Genomic DNA, 21,385 nt, shown 5'->3' with positions numbered 1-21,385 from the left:
CCCCTTAATTTACAGCATTCATGATTGTGTCATGATCCTGATATTGAATATCATAAATTCGTCTATATGCACCATCAAGCTTTAATAGTTCGTCGTGTGTACCTCGTTCTACAACATTTCCATCATCTAAAACGATAATTTCATCCGCATGTTTCAGTGAGGATATTCTGTGTGCAATAATAAATGAAGTACGACCTTTCATTACTTCTTTCAATGCTTGTTGAATTCTAAATTCAGTATCCATGTCAACAGCTGAAGTAGCATCGTCTAAAACTAGAATACTAGGGTCAACACAGATAGCACGCGCAATCGCAATACGCTGCTTTTGACCACCGGAAAGTCCCATTCCTCTTTCACCAAGTAAGGTGTCATAACCTTTTGGCATATCCATAATAAAATCATGTGCTTGTGCACGTTTTGCTGCATCAATGATTTCTTCATCTGTGGCATTTGGATTTCCATAAGCAATATTCTCTCGTATCGTAGTAGAGAATAAAAACGACTCCTGCAAAACAAACCCAATATGGTTTCTTAACGTTTTTAAGTCATATTCCTGAACAGATTTCCCGTCTATGAGCACGTCTCCACTCTCCGGTTCATAGAATCGAGTGATTAATTGTGTGATGCTCGTTTTTCCAGAACCAGTACCTCCGATTAGCCCAATCGTTTTCCCTGGAGGAGCATCAAAACTAATATTCTTAAGAGCTGAATCATCATCTTTTGTATAGGTTAATGTTACATTGTTGAAAGTAACATGACCCTTGATCGGTTCTTTAATCGCATTCTCTTTCACTACAATATCTTCTTTTTCCTCTAAAATTTCTCTTAATCTCTCTCCCGATGCTTTCGCTTGAGAAAACATGTTAACAACATAACCTACGTTCATTAGCGGTCCCATGATGTACCAAACTAAACTAAAGAAAGCGAATAACTCTCCTGGTTTTAGACTGCCATCGATTACTAAATAACCACCAAAAGCTAAGAGTGCAACTGCACAAACATTCCCGATAAACTCCATCAAAGGAAAGTACTTTGCCCATAACTCTGAGGTACTAATGTAATTTTTACGATAGTCATCATTACTATTAGAAAATCGACCAATCTCAAAATCCTCACGAGATAACGACTTTACCGTCTGCATTCCACTAATATTTTCTTGGACTCTTGTATTCAATTTACCAAATGATTTTCGAATACCCCTAAATGCAGGATGTGCAACTTTTTCAAACTTCATGACAACTACAATTAAAAACGGCATTGCAGCCATCGTCACAAGTGTTAACGGTATGGAATAATAAAACATAACACTAAGGCTAATAACGATTAACAGGATGATTCTAATTAACTCAGCGAATCCGAATGACAAGAAAAAACGAAATCCTTCTACATCAGCTGTTAATCTGGACATAATGTCTCCTGTTTTAGCATTATCGTAATATTTGAACGATAATACTTGTAGTTTTTTATAGAGTGCATCACGTAAAGCATATACGGTACTTACTCCAAATCGATCTCCTAAAAATTGATGATAAAATGTTGCAACCCCTTTAACTAGCATTAAGAAGATAAAAATGCCTGCAATATACGGGATTAAACTATATTGTTCTTTTGCAACAACCTCATCAATCGTTAATTGTAAAATGATAGGATACACAACTGTAATAGCTGTAACAAAAAATAAGAAAAACAAAGAGCCAAAGAAATACTTTCTATAGGGCCAATAAAATTGTTTAAGTTTTTTAAATGTATCCATACATTCGCCTCCCCCTGAAGTTAAATTCTTTATTTCACGTAATTACTAATATAACGGTTTCCGAAATAAATTGCTATAAGTTTTGCTTAATTTTTTCAAAAATATTTCTATTTTTAAAAATGGGTAATTTAACATTTCTATATCCACCTTTAAATTAGTTAGTAAGAATCGTTTTTTTAAAATTAAAGAGGCTTCTCCGCATACAAGAAGCCCCTAAATTTTCAACTTAATTTCTCATTTACCTTTTGTGCTATCTCGTCAGCATTATGTCCGCTTGCATTAATAACTGGTCCTGCCATTGTTGTATCTCCTATTCCCATAACATCCTTATCTAACCCAGATATGACACAACAGTCACAATAAGCTGTATCTGATTCTGAATTTAGCGAAACAACTTCATGCCCCATTTCCATCAATGCCTCTTTCACGTCTGCTAAAGATTCTTCAACTCCAATTCTAGCCATTTTCTTTCCTCCTCTTAGATTAGATACATCCTTAGTTTTGACCAAGTAATTGAAGTTATTCGATAAGAAGATTAATGAAAATTTCTCTAGATTCCTAACTACAGCCACCCTATAAAAAATCATTCACATAAAAATAAAGGTTGACCAAAATGATGGTCAACCCCTTTTCAATAATTACTTTGGTTGTTTATTTCTTCCTGAGAAAAAATCTTTTCTAAATTCTTTTAATATCGCTCTTCTTGTTAGTATCCCATCAAAATATCCTTCTTTATCAACTACACATACGAATGGATAATCTATTGATGCTTTCAATCCATCGATTAAGGTATCCTCTTTTAATAATCTAGGAATATCAGTTATCATCACATCTTGTACCCGCAAATCAGACAAAAGATCAATCTCAAACCGTTCCAAGCCCAATATTTCATTTAGTATTCTAGTTTTTCCAATTGTACCTTTAAGTTTATACGTTGAGTCCAATACAGGTACTGCTGAATATCCTGATTTTACTAACACAAGTAAAGCATGCTCTAGTGGATTATTTTCTTGTACATGCGCAACTTTCTCAGCAGGGATCATTATATCCGCTATTGTAATTGCTGTTAATTCCTTATCTTGTAACAAACTCATAATACCCACTCCCTTTTACAAACTATAAATCTCACCGATGAAGGGGCTTACATAAATGTACTAAATTCTTATTAATGTACTCACCAATAATAGTGTAACACATATCAGCTTATCTTAGCATGTATGACATCAGATTTATCTTTATTTCATTTACTATATAATATGAATAAGCGACAAAAATGAGAATTTATTAGTATAGACGTAAGTATGATTTTCTTAAAATAGTAATGGAGAAGAAATAATGGAGATGATAATTTTAATGCAAAAAAAGTTTGGAACTTAATGGATAGAAGTACATTAAGTCCCAAACCTCGATTTTTTCTTTTATCAGTCTAACATTAAAATGGAAATTTATTTAGCCATTGTCCACCATCCATTGTAACAACTTCCCCATTAATATACGCTGCTTTATCCGAAGATAAGAAAAAGGCTAACTCGGCAATTTCCTCAGGAGTACCTAAACGTTTAAGTGGTACTGAATTTAATGTTCTTTTTGCAGCTTCTTCTGACAAGAATAATTTTTCAGCTCCTCCTGTCCTCTCAATCGGACCTGGTGCAATGGCATTAACCCTAATTCCATATTTCGTCCCCCACTCCACTGCTAAAGTTCTAGTCATATTAAGAACTCCAGCTTTTGCAGCAGAAGAATGAATGACACCAGCGCCAGCATTCCAAGCATATGTAGCAACCATATTGATAATTGAACCTTGAATATTGTTATCAATCCAATACTTCCCTACTTCTCTACTACAATAAAATGTTCCATTTAGCACAATGTCAATTACAGCATTCCAGCCATTAATTGATAAGTCTTCTGCCGCACATATAAAATTACCTGCTGCATTATTAATTAGTGTATCAACTCGTCCAAATTGAGTTACGGTTTCTTTCAACATTCGTTCCACATCTTCGGGACTCCTTACATCCATTGGAACAATTAATATATCTCCTTTTGCCGTAACTTGGAGCTCTTTTTGTACTCGTTCCAATTTGTCTTTATCTCTACTAGTCAAAACGACATTATAACCTTCATCAGCAAATTTTTTAGCCATATATTTTCCCATTCCGCTTGAACTACCTGTTACAATTACAGTTTCACTCACTTTTTTCTCCCCCATATAATGTTATACCATCATAATATTTATATTTATTCAAAAAGTCAAAAATCATTTACTAACTTAAAAAAGACATAAGAAATAATTTATGCTATAATTTCTAATCAGTATAAAATCACGAAGGTGAATATATGAATAGACGTTCGTTTCTAAAGAAATTAATCGGGAGTACGTTCATACTTTTAGGAGTAAGTGGAGGTACATATTATTATGCAAGAAATATTGAACCAAGTTTACTTACTACAAAAGAAGAAGTCATTACTTCTTCTAAAATTCCAACATCATTTGATGGATTTAAAATAGTGCAATTCTCCGATACACATCTTGGTTTCCATTATAATCTCGATCAATTTAAAGAGTTAGTTAACAAGATAAATCATCTTTCACCTGACTTAGTTGTGTTCACAGGTGATTTAGTAGATGATCCAAATAATTACGAATGGAACTCAAGAATAATAGAGTTACTCCAATCGTTAAACGCCACCAAGGGAAAATACTGGATTTATGGGAATCATGATCATGGTGGTTATGGTACAGAAATTGTATATGATGTAATGAATCAAGCCCAATTCAAACTTCTTCAAAACAACCACGATGTTATACAAATTAATGCAGACCGTATCATTCTTGCAGGTATCGACGATGTGATTCTCGGTAAACCAAATCTTTCAGAGGCAATAAAAAATACAAACCCAGACTTATTTACTATTTTATTAGCACATGAGCCAGATTTTGCCGATACTACCCTTCAGTTTCCAGTTGATGTACAACTTTCTGGACATAGTCACGGTGGACAAGTGAGATTGCCATTCATTGGCCACTTGTATACTCCTATATATGCTGAAAAGTATGTGGAAGGAAAGTATACTTTCTCTAAAAGTAATTTAGAGTTATTTGTTAGTCGGGGGATTGGAACAACTAGATTACCATATCGCTTTCTATGTAAACCAGAAATTACATTATTTACTTTAAAAAGGTCTTAGCCATGCTCTCTCTCTTTTATAGAGGCATATACTATATATTAGTTTAATATAGAAAGGGAGAGTTCATTTGAATTACTATCAAGTACCAAATTACGGTTATTTACGTGATAATGAAGTAGATGAACGCATATTACCAATTGTGCCATTTTTAACAGGTTTAGTTGTAGGACCATTACTATATCAAGCATTCAACCCATACTATGGCTATCCTACACCATACCCTTATCCATACCCAGTGCCTGTACCATACAATTATGGATATAATTATGGCTATGGAACAAATTACTTTTAATTACGAGAGGCTAGGTCATAACTTTTTCTTGTAAAAGTAATCCCGAACAATTACCCTTTATATTTAATCCCCCGGAAAATACTTCTCTTTTATTTTTCGGGGCTAATTTGGTAATCGTTCGTGAATTACTTTTATTATTTCTGTTATGGTCTAGGCTCTTTTTTAGTTGTAACAGTTTATTCATAGTTTTAACTGTGGATAAATGCTAGAATAGAGAAAGAATGTACATAGTGGAGGAAATAACAAAATGAAAAAGATTCTTTATCCTGTAATATTATTTAGTATCGTGCTTCTTGCCGCATGCGGAGGGAAATATGAAGGTGATTTCTCCTATGAAATACAAGATTTTACTTACACCAATCAAGATGGTGAACAGGTAAGTAAAAGTGACTTTGAAGGGAAATTTTGGATAGCTGATTTCATTTATACAACATGTGAAACAGAATGTCCGCAAATGACTTACTCAAAACAAAAAATTGAGCGTGCATTACATGAAGAAGGTATTAAAGACGTTGAATTTGTTTCTTTTAGTATTGATCCAGACAATGACACACCTGAAGTATTAAAAGAGTATGGAGAAGTTCGAGGAATTGATTTTGAAGAAGGCAATTGGACATTTCTAACGGGATACGACTTTGATACTATAAAAGAATTTGCAGTTAAATCGTTTAAAGTACCTGTAGAAAAATTCGATGATACTTTTATGCATGGTACACATTTAATGATTGTTAGTCCTGAAGGGAATGCAATTAAATATTTTAATGGCTATACAATGACAGATGAACAAATTAATGAATTAGTGCAATTTATTAAACCTATGCTATAAAGGAGTCTATTATAGACTCTTTTTTTACACCAACTAAGGGGATGTAATTTACTTTCTAATTTTTTATTGAAAGTGTGCAAGCTTTAAGATACTATGAATTTAAAGATACTTTGTAAGAAAGGAGGAATGAAAATGACAAACACAGACACCCTGTCACTGCAGGAAATAGCAAAAGCACTATATACAGTGAATCGTCATGCAAAAACTGCACCAGAACCACAGCATCTATACTATATAAAAAAAGAAACGATAAAGCGTTTATTACTTGAAAAACGGGCAAAAAAAATCGGTTTACATTTCTCTGAGCATCCAAAGTTAAGCAATCAACATTCTACCCTGTTAGTTCAGGTGGATAATTATTACTTTCATATTCCTCCATCAAAAGAAGACTTCCAGGAACTTAAACATTTAGGAGCACTCGATCAAAATTATCGAAATCCCCAAACGAAAATGTCTTTATCACTCGCAAAGAAAATTATTTATCAATATATAGATTATAAACCAGATCATAAGAAGCCAAGAAAGAGACAATTCAACTCTTCCTATTACACCCCTTCTTCACTTGGTAAAATGGATTGGCCCCCCCGTAAAACTTATCGCTAACTAAAAAGTTGCACCCAATTGTTGGACAAATTCTTATACAAGGGTGCAATTTTTTATGCTTTTTTTATCATTCTAATTACATATTCAATCAATTGAATTACACATAACAATAGACCAAACAAGGCTAATCCTTGTAATGCAACTTTTAGCAGTTGATACGTAAGGTACTGAATTTCCCCAAAAATCATAACGAATAAAAAAAATAAAACAATAAAAACTAATCCACTTAATAAGTAACTGATTAATCTTTCAGATTGTATTGACAGTAATATAGAAGTCACTGGTCGTAACAAACAATAACTACCAACTATCCCAATAAAGATTATTATAATAAATAAAGCCTCTTTTGATATTCCAATAGACTCCAATTGTAAGAGTCTTATATTTTCAATAAAATAGATCATCGCCTTCAAAACCGCCCCTTTAATGACATATATTATCCATCTTAAACAGTAAAACGACAACCTATACTTTAAATATAAATTTAACTTATTTTTCGTTATATTTGCTATAATTAATAAAGGTAATTAGAGGGGGGTTTTGAAATGAACCGTTCATTTCTATTGATAATGCTTGGAGCAGCACTATGGGGGACAATCGGTTGGTTTGTTAAAAATTTATATTATTACGGATTTACACCAATGGAGGTAGTAACACTCCGAGTTACCTTTACTTCTATTATTATGATAACTTATCTATTATTTACTTCACCTAAAACTTTAAAATTAATACGATTTATCGATGTGAGGTATTTCATAGGAACTGGAATTCTAAGTATCATTTTTTTTAATTTTTGTATGTTTACTACAATAGAATTATCGACCATTCCAATCGCAACCGCGTTATTATATACTGCACCTGCATTCGTATCCATATTATCGTACTTCTTGTTTAAAGAATCGTTCACTAAGATAAAAGTAATTGCACTAGGCGGAACACTTATTGGCTCTTGTTTAGTTGTTGGCATAATTCCATTAGATCTAAACAATATACCAACCGTGAGTATTATTTTTGGATTAGGTTCTGGACTCGGCTATGCTTTATATAGTATCTTTAGTAAATATGCATTACGAAAATATAACAGTATGAGTATCACTGCTTTTACTTTTATTGTAGCTACTGTGACTTTATTACCTTTCTTTCCATATTCGGAAAAATTATCTTTACTCTTCAATATTGAAGTATTATTTTATGCAGTAGGATTAGGGCTGTTTCCTACTGCTATCGCATATATTGTTTATACATATGGATTAAAACATACAGAAGCCTCCAAAGCTTCCATATTGTCCACTATCGAGCCTGTTGTAGCAACAATAATTGGTATTTTTGTTTTTCATGAAGCATTTACGATAATACAAATGATAGGAATGGCATTAATTATTAGTGCAGTTATATTAATGCAGTATAAAAAGAAAGAAAGTATTCCAAGAAAAATGGCTGTGAATGATTAAATATCCTATGGAATATTTATAACAACTGATTTAATGAATATCAAATTTATGCTTATAATAAATTAGTATTTCCATCATTAATTAAATCTTAAGTTTAACCTAGTTATCATTTGGGCTAAACTGAAGAATATCAAACAAATTATTAAATTGAGATGAGAAAAAGTTTAAGTTTAAAAAATGTAATAGTGACTGGGACATATTCATTCAATAGCATTTTACCGACTTTAACAATAAAGAAATAACCTAATTTGAATACGGCTAGAGGATTTGTTATGTCCCACTCTACTATTACTATTGAAACTTATCTAAATAGCCTATTACTATGTGATTTTATTTATCTTTTTTGATTCTCATATATATTTAATAATCGATCTAATTCCTGACTCAATAATATAGATTCTGGACTAGTTATCCCTTCAGACAATGCAATAGAACTCATTTTTTTACGTAAGTATTCTATCTCTTTAAGGAGCTTGTCAGTATCATTCATAAATGTATAAGGTTACCCCCTTTTTTATATTTCTATTAATTTAGCATAAATTAAAGTTTTTTGACAAATATTCTACTAATATTATTATTAAAATTTCACCTTATCAATTCCTATTATTGATATAATATAATTACCTTATGAACTTACTCGAAGAAAGGAATGTCTTCTTTGACTAAAGCAAAAGAAAAAAATGAATGGGTAGAATGGGGAAAAGCAATTGTTATCGCCATCATTCTAGCATATCTATTACGAACTTTTATATTCGCGACATCGATAGTTGAAGGTGACAGTATGGACCCTACTCTTCAAGATGGAGAACGTGTAATCTTTAATAAGATTGTATATTTAATTGATAAACCAGAAAGAGGAGACATTGTCATTATTCACCGACCTGAAAAAAACTTTGTCAAACGAGTAATTGGTCTTCCTGGAGAAACAATTGAAATAAAAAATCATCAATTGTACATTAACAACTCACTATATGATCAAAACTTTTTGACTGAAGATGCTAAAAATCACACTGGAAACTTTGGTCCTATATCGATACCAAAGGGAAGGTATTTTGTAATGGGAGATAATCGCTCCATTAGCAAGGACTCTAGAAACGGACTTGGATTTATCATGGAGGATGAAATTATTGGTAGGTCTGAATTCATTTTCTACCCCTTTAGTGAAGTAGGTAAAACTAGGTAAAGAATGGTTGTCTTTTTTATATATAAAAGACAACCATTTTTTTATTGGATAGATTATTTTTCATTATCTAAAACTAAACTACCAATAAAGTATATAAGTATGACAAAACAAAGAACCCCTAGTGCTGTTTCCATTAAACTACACCTCCTGAGAACTATTATATGTATGAAGTTATCATTTTAATAAAAACCTCTAACCATAAATCATCATACCATATCCCCCACCCAAATGAAGAGAAATATGTTAAGATATAGTTAAATTTATTGGAGAATTTCATCGAATATTAGGGAAGTAGGTGGTGAATTGTTACACTGTCCTTATTGTGGATCAATTGTTAAAGTAGAAGAGAAATATTGTGTAAGTTGTGGTGAAGTACTTCCAGAAGACATACACTTACGTTCACATATAAAGAAAAAATTTAATCGGTATTGGATATACCCTTTTGTTACATTCATTTTGATACTGTTTTTAGTTATTTTATTTGATAAGTTTCTCGAAAACCAAACGAGTAAAGCTTTAAAGAATTATACCTTGGGAGAACAGCAAATAGAGGACGGTAATTATGAGGCAGCTGAAGAGTATTTTCTAACAGCACTAAACCAAAAACCAAATTTCAATCAAGCAGAGACTGGTCTTGAATTTACAAAAATAACGGTCATGATAAATGAGTTAATTGAAAAATCCAATACAGAGTTAAACCAAAATAACTTTCAGCCAGCTCTATCCCTTATAAAAGAGGCAGAAAATTTATTGAATAACTTTGATGGAGCAGCAACATCAACATTAGTCGATAAAATCGTATCACAGCAAGATAAAGTAAAAATTGAACAATTAAAGAGTCTATTGACAGAAAGCCCATCTATTGAAGAACTAAAGGTATTACTCTGGGAAGCAGATGCAATTAAAAATAATGAGGCTGATGATATTACCAATAATATACGTAGTCAAATTGTTGATTTCATATTTTCAAAAGCTAGTGAGCAATTATCAAAAAAACAATTTAATGATGCTTTGCTCATTGTGGAAGATGGTTTAAAGTATGCCCCACAATCGGAAAAGCTTCAAAGCTTGAAAACTACTATTGAAAAGGAGAAAGTATCCTTTGAAATAACTCAAGAACAACGTATTCAACAAGCAATCGATACTGCTTTAGAAGAACAAGAACTAAATGAAACTGATGCAATTGAGGTTGTTTCTGTCAAACTAGAGAATGATAAGCAAGGAAATTTAGTCGTCAAAGGAGAAGTTAAGAGCGTTGCAACTATACCTATAAGTTCTGTTCTTATTGAATATTCATTGTTAATGAATGACACTGAGTTTCTAACAAATGATATTTATGTTTATCCTGATACTCTCTATCCAAATGAAAAAGGTAATTTTGAGTTTACTCATTATGATATCGATCAAGTAGAAAAAGATATAGAGATTGTCATCAATAGAGTTACCTGGTATACAAATTATTAAGTATTATATCGGAGTGAAAGCATGGTAAAAACAAAAAGAAAAATCCCGTTATTTATTACTGTTGTTATAATTATTTTGGGATTAGTCAGTATGATATATCTATATTTTGCTTGGAAATCTGAAAGTATAACTGTTAGCAATCCAATAATTAAAAAAATTGAAACAGATAATACAGCTGTAAATTTAAAAACAATCATTCATGAAACAGAAAAATTTGTTGTTCAAATTGAAACTCAAAATGAGTATGAAACATTGACCGGATCAGGTTTCCTATATAATGATAAAGGGGATATTATTACTAATGCACATGTTGTAAAAGATGCAGAAACTATTTACGTCCGTACAGCAAATGCACAAGTGTACCCTGCTGCAATTATCGGTATTGGAGAAGAGACAGATGTAGCAGTTATACGAGTTCCCCAACTCGCAGGTGAAGGTGGACTTCAAATAGACAAAGAATCTTTTGCAGAAATTGGCGATGAAGTAATTGCATTAGGAAGTCCCCATGGATTTCAAAATACAGTAACTTTAGGGATTATTTCTGGGACCGAAAGAGACTTTTCAGTCAATACTTATAACTATAACAATGTTTATCAAATATCTGCTCTTATCACCCACGGAAATAGTGGTGGGCCGCTAATTAATCGAGAAACTGGATTAGTAATCGGAATAAATTCTGTTGGAACTAATGATGGAACCATTGGTTTCAGTATTCCGATTCTAGACGTTCTTCAAGAAGTAGAAACTTGGTCAAAGGAAGCTCAAAATAGTCAATTAACATTTACTAATACCGATCACATACTCAATTCCATTGACTCTGAACAATTTACATTGGATGCAGAATATGTAATGGAATATTTCTTAGATAGCATCATCATTCGAGATTATGTTGCTGCATACTCTTTATTTGGTGATTCTATACAGTCTGAAGTATCTTATACCAATTTTAGAGAGAATTATATTCAAGTGGTTGATATTATATATGACCATCACTCAACTTCTATAGTAAATAATAATCATGCATCAATCTTAGTCGATGTACAATTGACGAAAAATAATCCAAACAAGGAAGAAAATATCGAAGAAAAAATCCAATATGAATTTCTAGTTGGCTATGAGAATGACCAGCTTAAGATTATTGGTATAGAATATTTAGAGGATTAATGAAGAAGGGACTTACCTACAATATATGGTAAGTCCCTTCTATATCATTTATTAATACAATCATTTTACACTAAAAACTTTAATAGTCTATCAGCTGGTAATGGTTTGCTAAATAAAAATCCTTGCATTTCATCACATTGTTCCCTCGTTAGGAAAGCTAATTGCTCATCTGTTTCTACACCTTCTGCAATTACTTTTAGATTAAGTGAATGTGACATGTGAATAATTGACTTAACAATTGCTCTATTTTCTTTTTGCATATCATCTAAAAACATTTTATCTATTTTTAATTTGGTGACTGGAAATACACTCAAATATTTAAACGATGAATACCCTGTACCAAAATCATCAATGGAAACTAACACTCCTAGACTCCTTAATTCATATAACGTTTTTAATATTTCTTCTTCATTGGACATTGCCATACTTTCTGTAATTTCTAATTCTAAGAAACGTGCTTGCAACCCAGTTTTCTGTAAAACATTCTTAATTTTCTCTACTAAATTTGGTTGGTAAAATTGCCTAGCTGATAAATTGACACTTACGGTTAGAGGCTTTAGCCCCCTCTCCTGCCATTCCTTGTTTTGCCTACAAGCTTCTAATAATACCCAATCACCTATTTCAATAATTAGTCCTGTCTTTTCAGCTAGTGGAATGAATTCAGCAGGACTTATATATCCTTTTTCTGGATGCTTCCACCTTAGTAATGCTTCTAAACCTACCACTCTACCATTTGCTAAATCTTTTTGTGGTTGATAATGTAATTCAAAATGATTTTCTCTTAATGCCTTTCTCAATTCAGCTTCCATCGTCAACATAATCTTAAAGTTCTCAGAAATGGATGATTCAAACAAATTATAGTAATTTCGATGTTTCCCTTTAATTACATACATTGCAGAATCTGCATGTTTAATTAAATCAGAAGCACTTTTGCCGTTTTCCGGATACATACTTATCCCAATACTAATCGTCGTATATATTTCATAATCTTTTATACTAAATGGTTTTTCGAATTCAGAAATAAGATTTTCTGCTAATGTAATAGCCTCTTCTTTTGTAGTTTGACGCTGAAGTATTAAAAATTCATCTCCGCTCATTCTTGCAATAAACGTATCCATTTGTTGGAATGATTTTAATCGATCAGCACAGGCCTTTAATAACTTATCTCCAAATGCGTATCCCATCGTATCGTTTATCTCTTTAAAATAATCTATATCGAGGAAAAATACTGCAAGTTTTTCATTTGACTCATCTGCTTGTTCAATTGCATTACTTAGGACTTTACTAAAGAAATTACGGTTTGGTAAATCAGTTAATTCATCATAATAAGCCATATATTCAATCTTATTTTCATTTTCTATACGTGCAGAAATATCCTTTATACTTGCAGCTCGTATAACTTTACCACTTTTATAGTAAGGATACACAACCATCTCTATAAAAAATAATGATCCATCTTTTCTAATACCTTTTAATTCTAATACACCAGAGAATGTATCTTGTTCCATTATTTTTTTTATACTTTTAGAATCAAACAGCCGCTCAAATACGAGATCCTTTACTTCATCTCTCGTGTAGCCAAACATTGTACTAAACGTATCATCACAGTCAATGATTTTAGTTTTTTCAAACAAAACAATACCTTCTGACAAACCATTTGAAAACTTGTGAATGGAACGCCGTATTTTTTCTGCTTTATTTTGAATAGTAAGTTCACTAAAATGCAGACAATATAAATTATCATTAATTTTTAAAGATTTAACTTCCAAAAGGTAACCTTGTTTTTGTTTCACTTCCATTAGTTGATGGGCCAGTTCAGCTTCTTTTATTAAATTAAGATCAAGCAAATGAACGATGGAATTACCTATTGATGTTTGTAATAATTGGAACGCCTCTTCACTCCCTTGAATAATTAACCCATCATTACGAACAAACAACACAGGTTCATTAATAAAATCCATCAGTTGACTACTTAACGGTAAGGTTATAATAGGATCACTATTCATAATGTTTCTCCTCACTTAGATATCTGCTTTATCCAATACTAATTCGTTCTTTTGGATAACGATAATCCCCGGATCTCTTTGTTTTTTTAAACATAAATAGGAACGTAATAATTCCAACTCTTCCAATAAACATTAAAAACATTAGAATTATCTTCGTAGTTGTTGATAGTTCTGGTGTAATTCCTAAAGATAATCCAACAGTTCCAAAAGCAGAAGTAACTTCAAATAATATCTCTGTTATCGAAAAAGGCTCGTAAGTAGTAATAAACAAAATAGAGATGAAGACCATTAGCAATGCCATTAACGTAACTGTCACAGCCTTCATCAAATCTTCCTCATGTACTTCCCTTCTAAATATTCGGATACTATTTCCACCACGAGCATATGTAATAATAAAAATAACAACTAGAGCAAATGTTGTCGTTCTAATTCCACCACCTGCGCTACTAGGAGAAGCACCAATAAACATTAAAAACGATAACCATAGATGGTTTGGCTCTGTTAGTTGGCTAACATCCATCGTTGATAATCCTCCACTTCTTGTAGTTACAGAATGAAATAAAGAATAAAATATACGTTCATGCCAACTTTTCTCTACAAAAAAATGCATCATATCTAATAAATAAATTCCTATAGCACCTACAACAATTAATACAAAAAATGTAAACGATGTAACTTTAGTAAACAAGCTAAAGTGCATAAACATCCGCTTATTCTTTTTTGAAAATAAATAATTTTTCACTTCAATTAAGACTGGAAAACCAATTGCACCGAAAATGATTAGGAGCATATTTACAAATTGGATAAAATAGTCATGCTTATATGGAATTAGCGACTCTCCAGTAATATCAAAGCCACCATTTGTAACCGCACTTATCGTACTAAAGAATCCATGAAAGAATGCTTCTTTCGGAGTATCAAAGTACTTAAGAAAATATGTTCCAAGAATTAATATAGAAATTATTTCTACGGTCAACAATACGATAAATATTTGCTTAATTAAACGAACCATACCTTCAAAATTTGTTTGGTTTTGATCAGTCATTATTAATTGACGTTCTTTAAGCCCTATTTTCTTTCCAATAAGTAACCAAATAAAGGTACCAATTGCCATTACCCCAACTGCACCAAGTTGTAAAATAAATGCCAAGATAATAATTCCGATCGGACTTAATGTTTCAGATATAGTAATAGTACTTAATCCTGTTACACTTAACGCACTCACAGCAGTGAACACGACGTCAACTAACGGTATACTAACCCCTTCTTGATATGCAGCTGGTATGCATAATAAGATAGTTGAAATTACCGCAGCTATAAAATAAAAAAATAAAATAATTCGAACTGGGGATAACGAATTAATCCACCGTAATATAGACTTTCTTATCGTCATAGTCAAAAACTCCTTAGACTACCTAATTATGGTAATCATTCTTAATTATTATAGCACGACTCCATTCCTTTTCCTCTTTTTTCGACAACTTTTCATAATCCCTTTACAATATAGACATGAATGTTCAAAAAATTATATCGAAAATATACATATTTGAAAAGTACTATTAATTATATGGAGGCAATTACAATGAAACTAACGAAAGATTTAGGTCAAAAGATCATTAAAGAAACGACCAAACTAATTAATGAACACATTATTATTGTAAATGAAAATGCAATAATAATTGCAAGTACAGATTCGTCTAGAATTGGTGATTTTCATGAAGGAGCACTTCTTACAATTAAAAATAATTGTACTACAGTACTAACGACAGAACATGTTCCTAAAATGCAAGGAATCAAGCCAGGGGTAAATTTACCGATAACAATTAATGATAATGTTATTGGAGTAATCGGAATAACAGGTAATCCTGATGAGATAATTCCCTTTGCGTCGTTGATGAAAAAAATGACAGAATTACTAATTAATGAAAGCATATACATTCAACAAAAGGAATGGCACCGAAGAGCGATAGAGGCATATTTTTTCGACTGGGTGCAAAAGAAGGAAATATCAGAAGAATTCTCTAATCGAGCTGAAATATTAGGAATTAATCTCTCTCCACCACTACGATGCTCAATCATCGAAATAAAACATGTAAATAACAATCTTGAGACGATAGATCAAATTATTCAATTACTATCATTAAAGATGGATTGTATACCTATCCGCTGGGGTGACAAGCGGATATTGTTTCTAACAGAAGATATTAAATATAACTTATCCCAACTAAAAATAGAGATGCAATCATTGCAAAATTATATACTAACTAAATTAAGTATTCCACTTACAATTGGAATAGGAACAATTACTAATACATATTGCATTAAAGAATCGTATGAGAACGGAGTTAATGCACTCACAATTGGTGAGAAAGATGGAATTAATGTATATGAAGACCTTTTATTGGAAGTATGTTTCAGTGCGATAGATAAGAATATTAGCAAAGATTTCATTTCGAAAGTGTTCAGAAACCTTCCATTCGAGGAGGAGTTATTTCATACATTAAGAATTTATTTAATTAACAATATGAACGTCAAAAAAACTTCTGAGGAACTACATATCCATATTAATACACTCCATTATCGTTTAAATCGTATTGAAACAATAACAGGTCACAATCCAAGAAACGCTTATTCGATTGCAATATTTTATATCGCTCTTTACTTATTAGATAAAGATACAAATTAACAGCAATATTTCTATCTTTTTTTGGATAAAAACACATAGAATTAAAGTGATTTCTTTCCTAAAATAATATTAAAAACTAGGAGAATGCCAATGTTAGATGAACATTTGAAAAATACTTTAATTGAAATTGTCGGGAATGAAAACTATCAAGATTCTAAGACTAGTCTACTAACCTATTCATATGATGCTACACCCGGCTTCCAGTCACTTCCAGAAGCAGTAATCTCACCAAGAAATACTTCTGAAGTATCACAAATTGTTAAACTATGTAACCAACATCGTATCCCTATTGTACCAAGAGGGTCAGGTACGAATTTAAGTGCTGGTACTACTCCACTCCACGGGGGAATTGTTCTGTTAATGAAACATTTTAATAGTATATTAGAAATTGATGAAGAAAATCTAACTGTACGTGCACAACCAGGTGTCATAACCCAAACACTAATCGAAGCAATAGAAGAAAAAGGGCTGTTTTATCCCCCAGACCCTAGTTCCATGAAAATTTCACAAATTGGAGGAAATATAAATGAAAATTCTGGAGGACTAAGGGGACTAAAGTATGGAGTTACTCGTGACTATGTTCTTGGATTAGAAGTTGTATTACCAAACGGAGAAATAATAAAAACCGGTGGGAAATTAGCAAAAGATGTTGCAGGTTACGATTTAACTAGATTATTCGTCGGTTCGGAAGGAACTCTTGGAATCATAACAGAAGCGTTATTAAAACTAATTCCAAAACCTGAAACAAAGCAAACGATTCTAGCACTCTATCAAAATTTAGAGGCTGCTGCAAAATCAGTTTCTGCAATTATTGCTAATCACATTATACCGGCAACACTTGAATTTTTAGATCAACCAACATTAAAAGCTGTTGAGGATTTCGCTCAAATAGGATTACCGACAAATGTTAAAGCCGTATTATTAATTGAACAAGACGGACCAGAAGATATCGTTAAGAAGGATATTGAAAAAATCACGAAAATTTGTCTAGCTAATAATGCAATTAGTGTTAATTCAGCTAATACAGAAGAAGAAAAAGAGGCTCTAACAGCTGCAAGAAGAGCCGCACTATCAGCATTAGCGCGACTAAGACCAACAACTATTCTCGAAGACGCAACAGTTCCACGCTCTGAAATAGCAAACATGGTTAATGCAATCCAAGAGATTGCCAAAAAATATGATGTAACTATTTGTACCTTTGGACACGCTGGTGATGGCAACCTCCACCCTACTTGTTTAACTGATATACGAAATCAAGAAGAAATGAGTAGAGTAGAAAAAGCGTTTGAAGAAATCTTCCATAAAGCAATTGAACTCGGTGGAACAATAACTGGAGAGCATGGTGTAGGAGCTATGAAGCTTCCCTATCTTCATTTAAAAGTTGGTGAAGCAGGAATGGACATTATGCAAAATATTAAAGAAGCCTTTGATCCAAACAATATTATGAATCCTGGTAAAATGTTTCCAATAGAGCGAAAAAGAGTGGTGGTTGAAGAATGACAAGTACACTCAAAAAAGATAGAATTGCTGAAAATTTCCGAGAAAAAATGGATTATGATGAATTATTAAACTGTATGCGCTGTGGATTCTGTTTACCTAGTTGTCCTACCTATATTGAATCTGGTATGGATGAATCCCAATCACCAAGAGGTAGAATTGCTTTGATGAAGGCCGTAGTTGATGGTGAAATAGAACCAGATGACGATGTAAAACGTTCACTTGATTTATGCTTAGGATGTCGTGCATGTGAACCAGTTTGTCCATCTGGCGTTAACTATGGCCATCTATTAGAACAAGCTAGAGATATTATTTATCAAAACAAGAAAAAATCTGTAGGAGAAAAGGTAGTTCGTGGCGTCGTATTTAAGCAACTATTTCCTCACCAAGATCGAATGATTAATGCTGCAAGTTTACTTGGCTTTTACCAACGGTCTGGTTTACAAAAAGTTGCCAGATATAGCGGAATAATGAACTTTTTCCCTGATACACTTAGAACAATGGAAAAAGTATTACCAACTGTACCAAAAAGAAGAAGTATGAAAAATCGAGCAGAATATATGCCAGCGATTGGTATACAAAAGAAAAAAGTTGCCTTCTTCTCTGGTTGTTTAATGGATACGGTATTTATGAAGACAAATGATGCCACTATTAAACTTCTTCAATATGCAGGCTGTGAAATTGTTATACCAAAAACGCAAAACTGTTGTGGAGCATTACACGGCCATAGTGGTGAAAGAGAAAAAGCAAAAGAAATGGCAAAAAGAAATATCGAAGCTTTTGAAAATATTGGTGCGGATTATATTATTTCTAATGCAGGTGGCTGTGGCGCATTTCTAGTGGATTATAATTATTTATTGAAAGATGACCCTGTATGGTCTGAACGTGCACTACAATTTTCTAAGAAGATTAAAGATATTAGTAGTATCCTTGTTGACTTACGATTTCATAAGAAGGAAATGAAATTAGAAAATCAGATCGTTACCTATCAAGATTCTTGTCATTTGAAGAACGGTCAAAAGACATTCATGGAACCTCGTGTACTACTTGAATCATTACAAGGAATTAAGTATGTAGAGATGAAAGATGCAGGGAGGTGCTGTGGGTCTGCAGGGATATATAATATTGTTGAGTCAGAGATGTCCATGCAAATATTAGATTATAAAATGAAACAAACGAAAAACACGAATGCAAAAACAATTGTTACAGCAAATCCAGGTTGCTTACTTCAAATGCAACTTGGTATTGAAAGAGAAGGCCTCACGGGCAAAATGCAAGCCGTTCATATCGTTGACTTACTTTTAGAAGCATACGAGAACGCAAATAAAACAAATTAATAATCTGAAGGCTAGCCAGCTTTTTCGGTCTAGCCTTCTTTATATGAGCTTCTTAAATGTCTCTAATAACTCTTCACCCTCATACCCCTTCTCAATCAACTTTTCAAGCATCTCTTCAATTTTACTTTTTCTTTTATCAACGATTGTTCCTGTAAAAATAACATTAATATGTTCCCCTACATTATTAATACTATCGATAGATGTAATAAATGTAGCTGGTGCATTTGAATCTTTTGTTATTTTCACTTCAATCATAATTTGATCCTGTTGTTGGCTAATCTTATCAAAGTAATTAAAATAACTATTATTAACATATGCCTCAATTAACCATGTATTTTTGTCATCTTCACGATTAATAATAAGACCATCTAATAATTCTATATCAGTCTTAACGATTTCTTCATTGTTACTTTCTATAATTTGTAATGCTTTTAGTACAAATGTCTTCATAATTCTTCCCCCCCTTAAATAATATTGTTACGTTCAGTTTACCAAAATATTGAATCAATTGATAACTATTTATAAAATGTTATATTTTCTAATTACGATTAATGGAGGAAGACACTATGGTAAGTGTGTTTATTACAATAATTACCTTATTAATTCTCATTATTTTATTAGCGATTCGTGCCAATTCATTAAATGATGGTATCCAATATGAAGAAATACAGAAAACAGATGATAATGACATAAACTAAATCCAAGTAATAAGTTATAATAGTGGTAGTTACACAATTAGTTAACAGGAGTGTCCATATCCAATGAAAAAATTACTTGGAATCATTTTATTCTTAATCTTACTTGCAGCTTGTTCCAACAGTGAACCGGTAATAGTAAAGGTCGATCGACAACCAAATGAAGAACAAAGTGAACCCGAACTAGTGGAGGAGATTCGGGATGAGGAAGTAGATGAATTTATTGAATTCTCATTAGAAGATGAATTACTTCGAGTTAATCTGAAACAAATCCCCATATTAGATGCTTTTTTACAAGGAAGTGAGAATCGCCAAGAAATTATTGAAGAGATGAACCTAGAACGTATTCTTAATCGAGAGGATAATGATGTCTATTTGCTGGAGTTTTCTTGTAACAATGACCAATGTTCCTATTTATTATTAAGTCAGAATACCGATAATACTGGTCATCTTGTAGCAGACTTAGCAACTTTTGCAAATTTTAGTATATCTCCAGATGAATCTAAATTGTTACTAAGATTTACAAGAAATTCCAAGGAACAGTATCCACTATCTAATATTATTGTAATCGATATTGATAAATGGACGATACTTACATTACATAATGAAACGATAACAAACAACATATTTGACTTCAATTGGCCCATTATCTCTGCAAGCTGGATAGATGAGGAAACAATTACTATCTCTGTACCTGACGGAATACATTTTGAATCAAATAATCAGGAGACTGACAATGTGAATGAAGTACAAGAAATACAATTTTATGTAAAATAAATAATTACCACTTTTTAACGTCGTATTTACTTTCTCAATTGTAAAATACTACAGTTGAGGCTGACGATTCAGATAGGTCAGACCCCCTTTAGCATGTGAGCCAAATAAGGAGTCTGGCCTTTTATAGTTACCTCGACTTTTCTTAATTGGCAACACCTTACAAGTATATTTCATCTCTATTTCAAGATGATAATATTGAGAGTTTATTTCTAGGGAGGAAAAAACGATGACAGTAGGTACCCAAGTTAAACAAGCTGTAGCAGGATTGAAAAGTGTTCAAGCTAGCTTCGAGCAATTTGCATTACAAACTCAAAACAAACAGGCAAAACAAATGTATGAACAAGCTGCTCAAGATGCGCTTAATATATTACAAACAATTGAACCTCGTGTACAACAACTTGAGCAAGAAGAACCACAATATAAAGGTTTTTAAAATAAGGGGAGGTCCTCTCCCCTATT

General features: G+C 32.3%; 23 protein-coding genes. 14 read left to right on the top strand and 9 right to left on the bottom strand.

Annotation, left to right across the window (positions count from 1 at the left end; all coding sequences use genetic code 11):
- Positions 1 to 4 precede the first annotated feature (4 nt).
- The 4 genes from IEV35_RS16685 to fadH form a co-directional block, all read right to left on the bottom strand.
- On the bottom strand, positions 5 to 1,753 hold the full coding sequence (locus tag IEV35_RS16685) for an ABC transporter ATP-binding protein (protein ID WP_188385803.1): 1,749 nt from the start codon (positions 1,751 to 1,753) through the stop codon (positions 5 to 7).
- A gap of 221 nt (positions 1,754 to 1,974) precedes the next feature.
- On the bottom strand, positions 1,975 to 2,217 hold the full coding sequence (locus tag IEV35_RS16680; protein WP_188385802.1) for a YkuS family protein: 243 nt from the start codon (positions 2,215 to 2,217) through the stop codon (positions 1,975 to 1,977).
- Between the two features lie 174 nt (positions 2,218 to 2,391).
- Complete coding sequence (gene cbpB / locus IEV35_RS16675; RefSeq protein ID WP_188385801.1) at positions 2,392 to 2,847, bottom strand: cyclic-di-AMP-binding protein CbpB; 456 nt, start codon at positions 2,845 to 2,847, stop codon at positions 2,392 to 2,394.
- Positions 2,848 to 3,185: 338 nt separating this feature from the next.
- Positions 3,186 to 3,965, bottom strand: coding sequence for a 2,4-dienoyl-CoA reductase (gene fadH / locus IEV35_RS16670; RefSeq protein ID WP_188385800.1), 780 nt, complete (start codon positions 3,963 to 3,965; stop codon positions 3,186 to 3,188).
- Positions 3,966 to 4,093: 128 nt separating this feature from the next.
- Here fadH and IEV35_RS16665 point away from each other — a divergent pair, with 128 nt between their 5' ends.
- The 4 genes from IEV35_RS16665 (at position 4,094) to IEV35_RS16650 (ending at position 6,666) form a co-directional block, all read left to right on the top strand.
- The gene (locus tag IEV35_RS16665; protein ID WP_188385799.1) at positions 4,094 to 4,945 is read left to right on the top strand and encodes a metallophosphoesterase; all 852 of its coding nucleotides are present in this window, start codon (positions 4,094 to 4,096) and stop codon (positions 4,943 to 4,945) included.
- A 67-nt stretch (positions 4,946 to 5,012) separates the two neighbouring features.
- Positions 5,013 to 5,237 carry a penicillin-binding protein gene (locus tag IEV35_RS16660; protein WP_188385798.1) on the top strand — a complete coding sequence of 75 codons (225 nt, stop codon included), beginning with the start codon at positions 5,013 to 5,015 and terminating at the stop codon, positions 5,235 to 5,237.
- A gap of 247 nt (positions 5,238 to 5,484) precedes the next feature.
- Entirely contained in the window at positions 5,485 to 6,063 is a 579-nt protein-coding gene (locus tag IEV35_RS16655; RefSeq protein ID WP_188385797.1) for an SCO family protein, read from the top strand.
- Between the two features lie 126 nt (positions 6,064 to 6,189).
- On the top strand, positions 6,190 to 6,666 hold the full coding sequence (locus IEV35_RS16650; RefSeq protein ID WP_444543941.1) for a YkyB family protein: 477 nt from the start codon (positions 6,190 to 6,192) through the stop codon (positions 6,664 to 6,666).
- A gap of 53 nt (positions 6,667 to 6,719) precedes the next feature.
- Here the strand turns inward: IEV35_RS16650 and IEV35_RS16645 are convergent, their stop codons facing one another.
- Positions 6,720 to 7,079, bottom strand: coding sequence for a hypothetical protein (locus IEV35_RS16645; protein ID WP_188385795.1), 360 nt, complete (start codon positions 7,077 to 7,079; stop codon positions 6,720 to 6,722).
- A gap of 132 nt (positions 7,080 to 7,211) precedes the next feature.
- On the opposite strand from IEV35_RS16645, the gene IEV35_RS16640 reads away from it, so the two are divergent.
- A complete protein-coding gene (locus IEV35_RS16640; protein ID WP_188385794.1) occupies positions 7,212 to 8,117 on the top strand; it encodes a DMT family transporter in 906 nt (301 codons plus the stop codon).
- Between the two features lie 334 nt (positions 8,118 to 8,451).
- Here the strand turns inward: IEV35_RS16640 and IEV35_RS16635 are convergent, their stop codons facing one another.
- A complete protein-coding gene (locus IEV35_RS16635) occupies positions 8,452 to 8,607 on the bottom strand; it encodes an aspartyl-phosphate phosphatase Spo0E family protein (protein WP_188385793.1) in 156 nt (51 codons plus the stop codon).
- Between the two features lie 168 nt (positions 8,608 to 8,775).
- Here IEV35_RS16635 and lepB point away from each other — a divergent pair, with 168 nt between their 5' ends.
- The 3 genes from lepB (at position 8,776) to IEV35_RS16620 (ending at position 11,928) form a co-directional block, all read left to right on the top strand.
- Positions 8,776 to 9,300, top strand: a complete 525-nt coding sequence (gene lepB, locus IEV35_RS16630; protein WP_229740785.1) for a signal peptidase I — start codon at positions 8,776 to 8,778, stop codon at positions 9,298 to 9,300.
- 303 nt (positions 9,301 to 9,603) lie between these two features.
- Entirely contained in the window at positions 9,604 to 10,764 is a 1,161-nt protein-coding gene (locus IEV35_RS16625) for a zinc ribbon domain-containing protein (protein WP_188385791.1), read from the top strand.
- 21 nt (positions 10,765 to 10,785) lie between these two features.
- The gene (locus tag IEV35_RS16620) at positions 10,786 to 11,928 is read left to right on the top strand and encodes a S1C family serine protease (protein WP_188385790.1); all 1,143 of its coding nucleotides are present in this window, start codon (positions 10,786 to 10,788) and stop codon (positions 11,926 to 11,928) included.
- A gap of 65 nt (positions 11,929 to 11,993) precedes the next feature.
- On the opposite strand, the gene IEV35_RS16615 is transcribed toward IEV35_RS16620, so the two are convergent.
- On the bottom strand, positions 11,994 to 13,934 hold the full coding sequence (locus IEV35_RS16615; protein WP_188385789.1) for a GGDEF and EAL domain-containing protein: 1,941 nt from the start codon (positions 13,932 to 13,934) through the stop codon (positions 11,994 to 11,996).
- Positions 13,935 to 13,962: 28 nt separating this feature from the next.
- Complete coding sequence (locus IEV35_RS16610) at positions 13,963 to 15,327, bottom strand: TrkH family potassium uptake protein (RefSeq protein WP_188385788.1); 1,365 nt, start codon at positions 15,325 to 15,327, stop codon at positions 13,963 to 13,965.
- Positions 15,328 to 15,516: 189 nt separating this feature from the next.
- On the opposite strand from IEV35_RS16610, the gene IEV35_RS16605 reads away from it, so the two are divergent.
- The 3 genes from IEV35_RS16605 (at position 15,517) to IEV35_RS16595 (ending at position 19,454) form a co-directional block, all read left to right on the top strand.
- Positions 15,517 to 16,620, top strand: a complete 1,104-nt coding sequence (locus IEV35_RS16605) for a CdaR family transcriptional regulator (RefSeq protein WP_188385787.1) — start codon at positions 15,517 to 15,519, stop codon at positions 16,618 to 16,620.
- A 90-nt stretch (positions 16,621 to 16,710) separates the two neighbouring features.
- A complete protein-coding gene (glcD, locus tag IEV35_RS16600) occupies positions 16,711 to 18,120 on the top strand; it encodes a glycolate oxidase subunit GlcD (RefSeq protein WP_188385786.1) in 1,410 nt (469 codons plus the stop codon).
- Positions 18,117 to 19,454 (top strand): (Fe-S)-binding protein, encoded by a 1,338-nt coding sequence (locus tag IEV35_RS16595; protein WP_188385785.1) that lies wholly within the window; start codon positions 18,117 to 18,119, stop codon positions 19,452 to 19,454. The genes glcD and IEV35_RS16595 overlap by 4 nt, the downstream gene beginning before the upstream one ends.
- Before the next feature lie 39 nt (positions 19,455 to 19,493).
- Here IEV35_RS16595 and IEV35_RS16590 read toward each other — a convergent pair whose 3' ends face one another.
- Entirely contained in the window at positions 19,494 to 19,904 is a 411-nt protein-coding gene (locus IEV35_RS16590) for a YwpF family protein (RefSeq protein ID WP_188385784.1), read from the bottom strand.
- 116 nt (positions 19,905 to 20,020) lie between these two features.
- On the opposite strand from IEV35_RS16590, the gene IEV35_RS20345 reads away from it, so the two are divergent.
- From IEV35_RS20345 to IEV35_RS16580, 3 genes are all read left to right on the top strand, one after another.
- The gene (locus IEV35_RS20345) at positions 20,021 to 20,152 is read left to right on the top strand and encodes a hypothetical protein (RefSeq protein ID WP_268237936.1); all 132 of its coding nucleotides are present in this window, start codon (positions 20,021 to 20,023) and stop codon (positions 20,150 to 20,152) included.
- 63 nt (positions 20,153 to 20,215) lie between these two features.
- Positions 20,216 to 20,926, top strand: a complete 711-nt coding sequence (locus tag IEV35_RS16585; protein WP_188385783.1) for a hypothetical protein — start codon at positions 20,216 to 20,218, stop codon at positions 20,924 to 20,926.
- Positions 20,927 to 21,152: 226 nt separating this feature from the next.
- Positions 21,153 to 21,359 carry a DUF1657 domain-containing protein gene (locus tag IEV35_RS16580; RefSeq protein ID WP_188385782.1) on the top strand — a complete coding sequence of 69 codons (207 nt, stop codon included), beginning with the start codon at positions 21,153 to 21,155 and terminating at the stop codon, positions 21,357 to 21,359.
- Positions 21,360 to 21,385 lie beyond the last annotated feature (26 nt).

Origin of the sequence: Ornithinibacillus halotolerans, from assembly GCF_014637405.1 — a bacterium.
GTDB classification, from domain to species: domain Bacteria; phylum Bacillota; class Bacilli; order Bacillales; family Amphibacillaceae; genus Ornithinibacillus; species Ornithinibacillus halotolerans.
The sequence above is the reverse complement of the archived record's forward strand: the minus strand, read 5'-3'. Positions and strand labels throughout refer to the sequence as shown.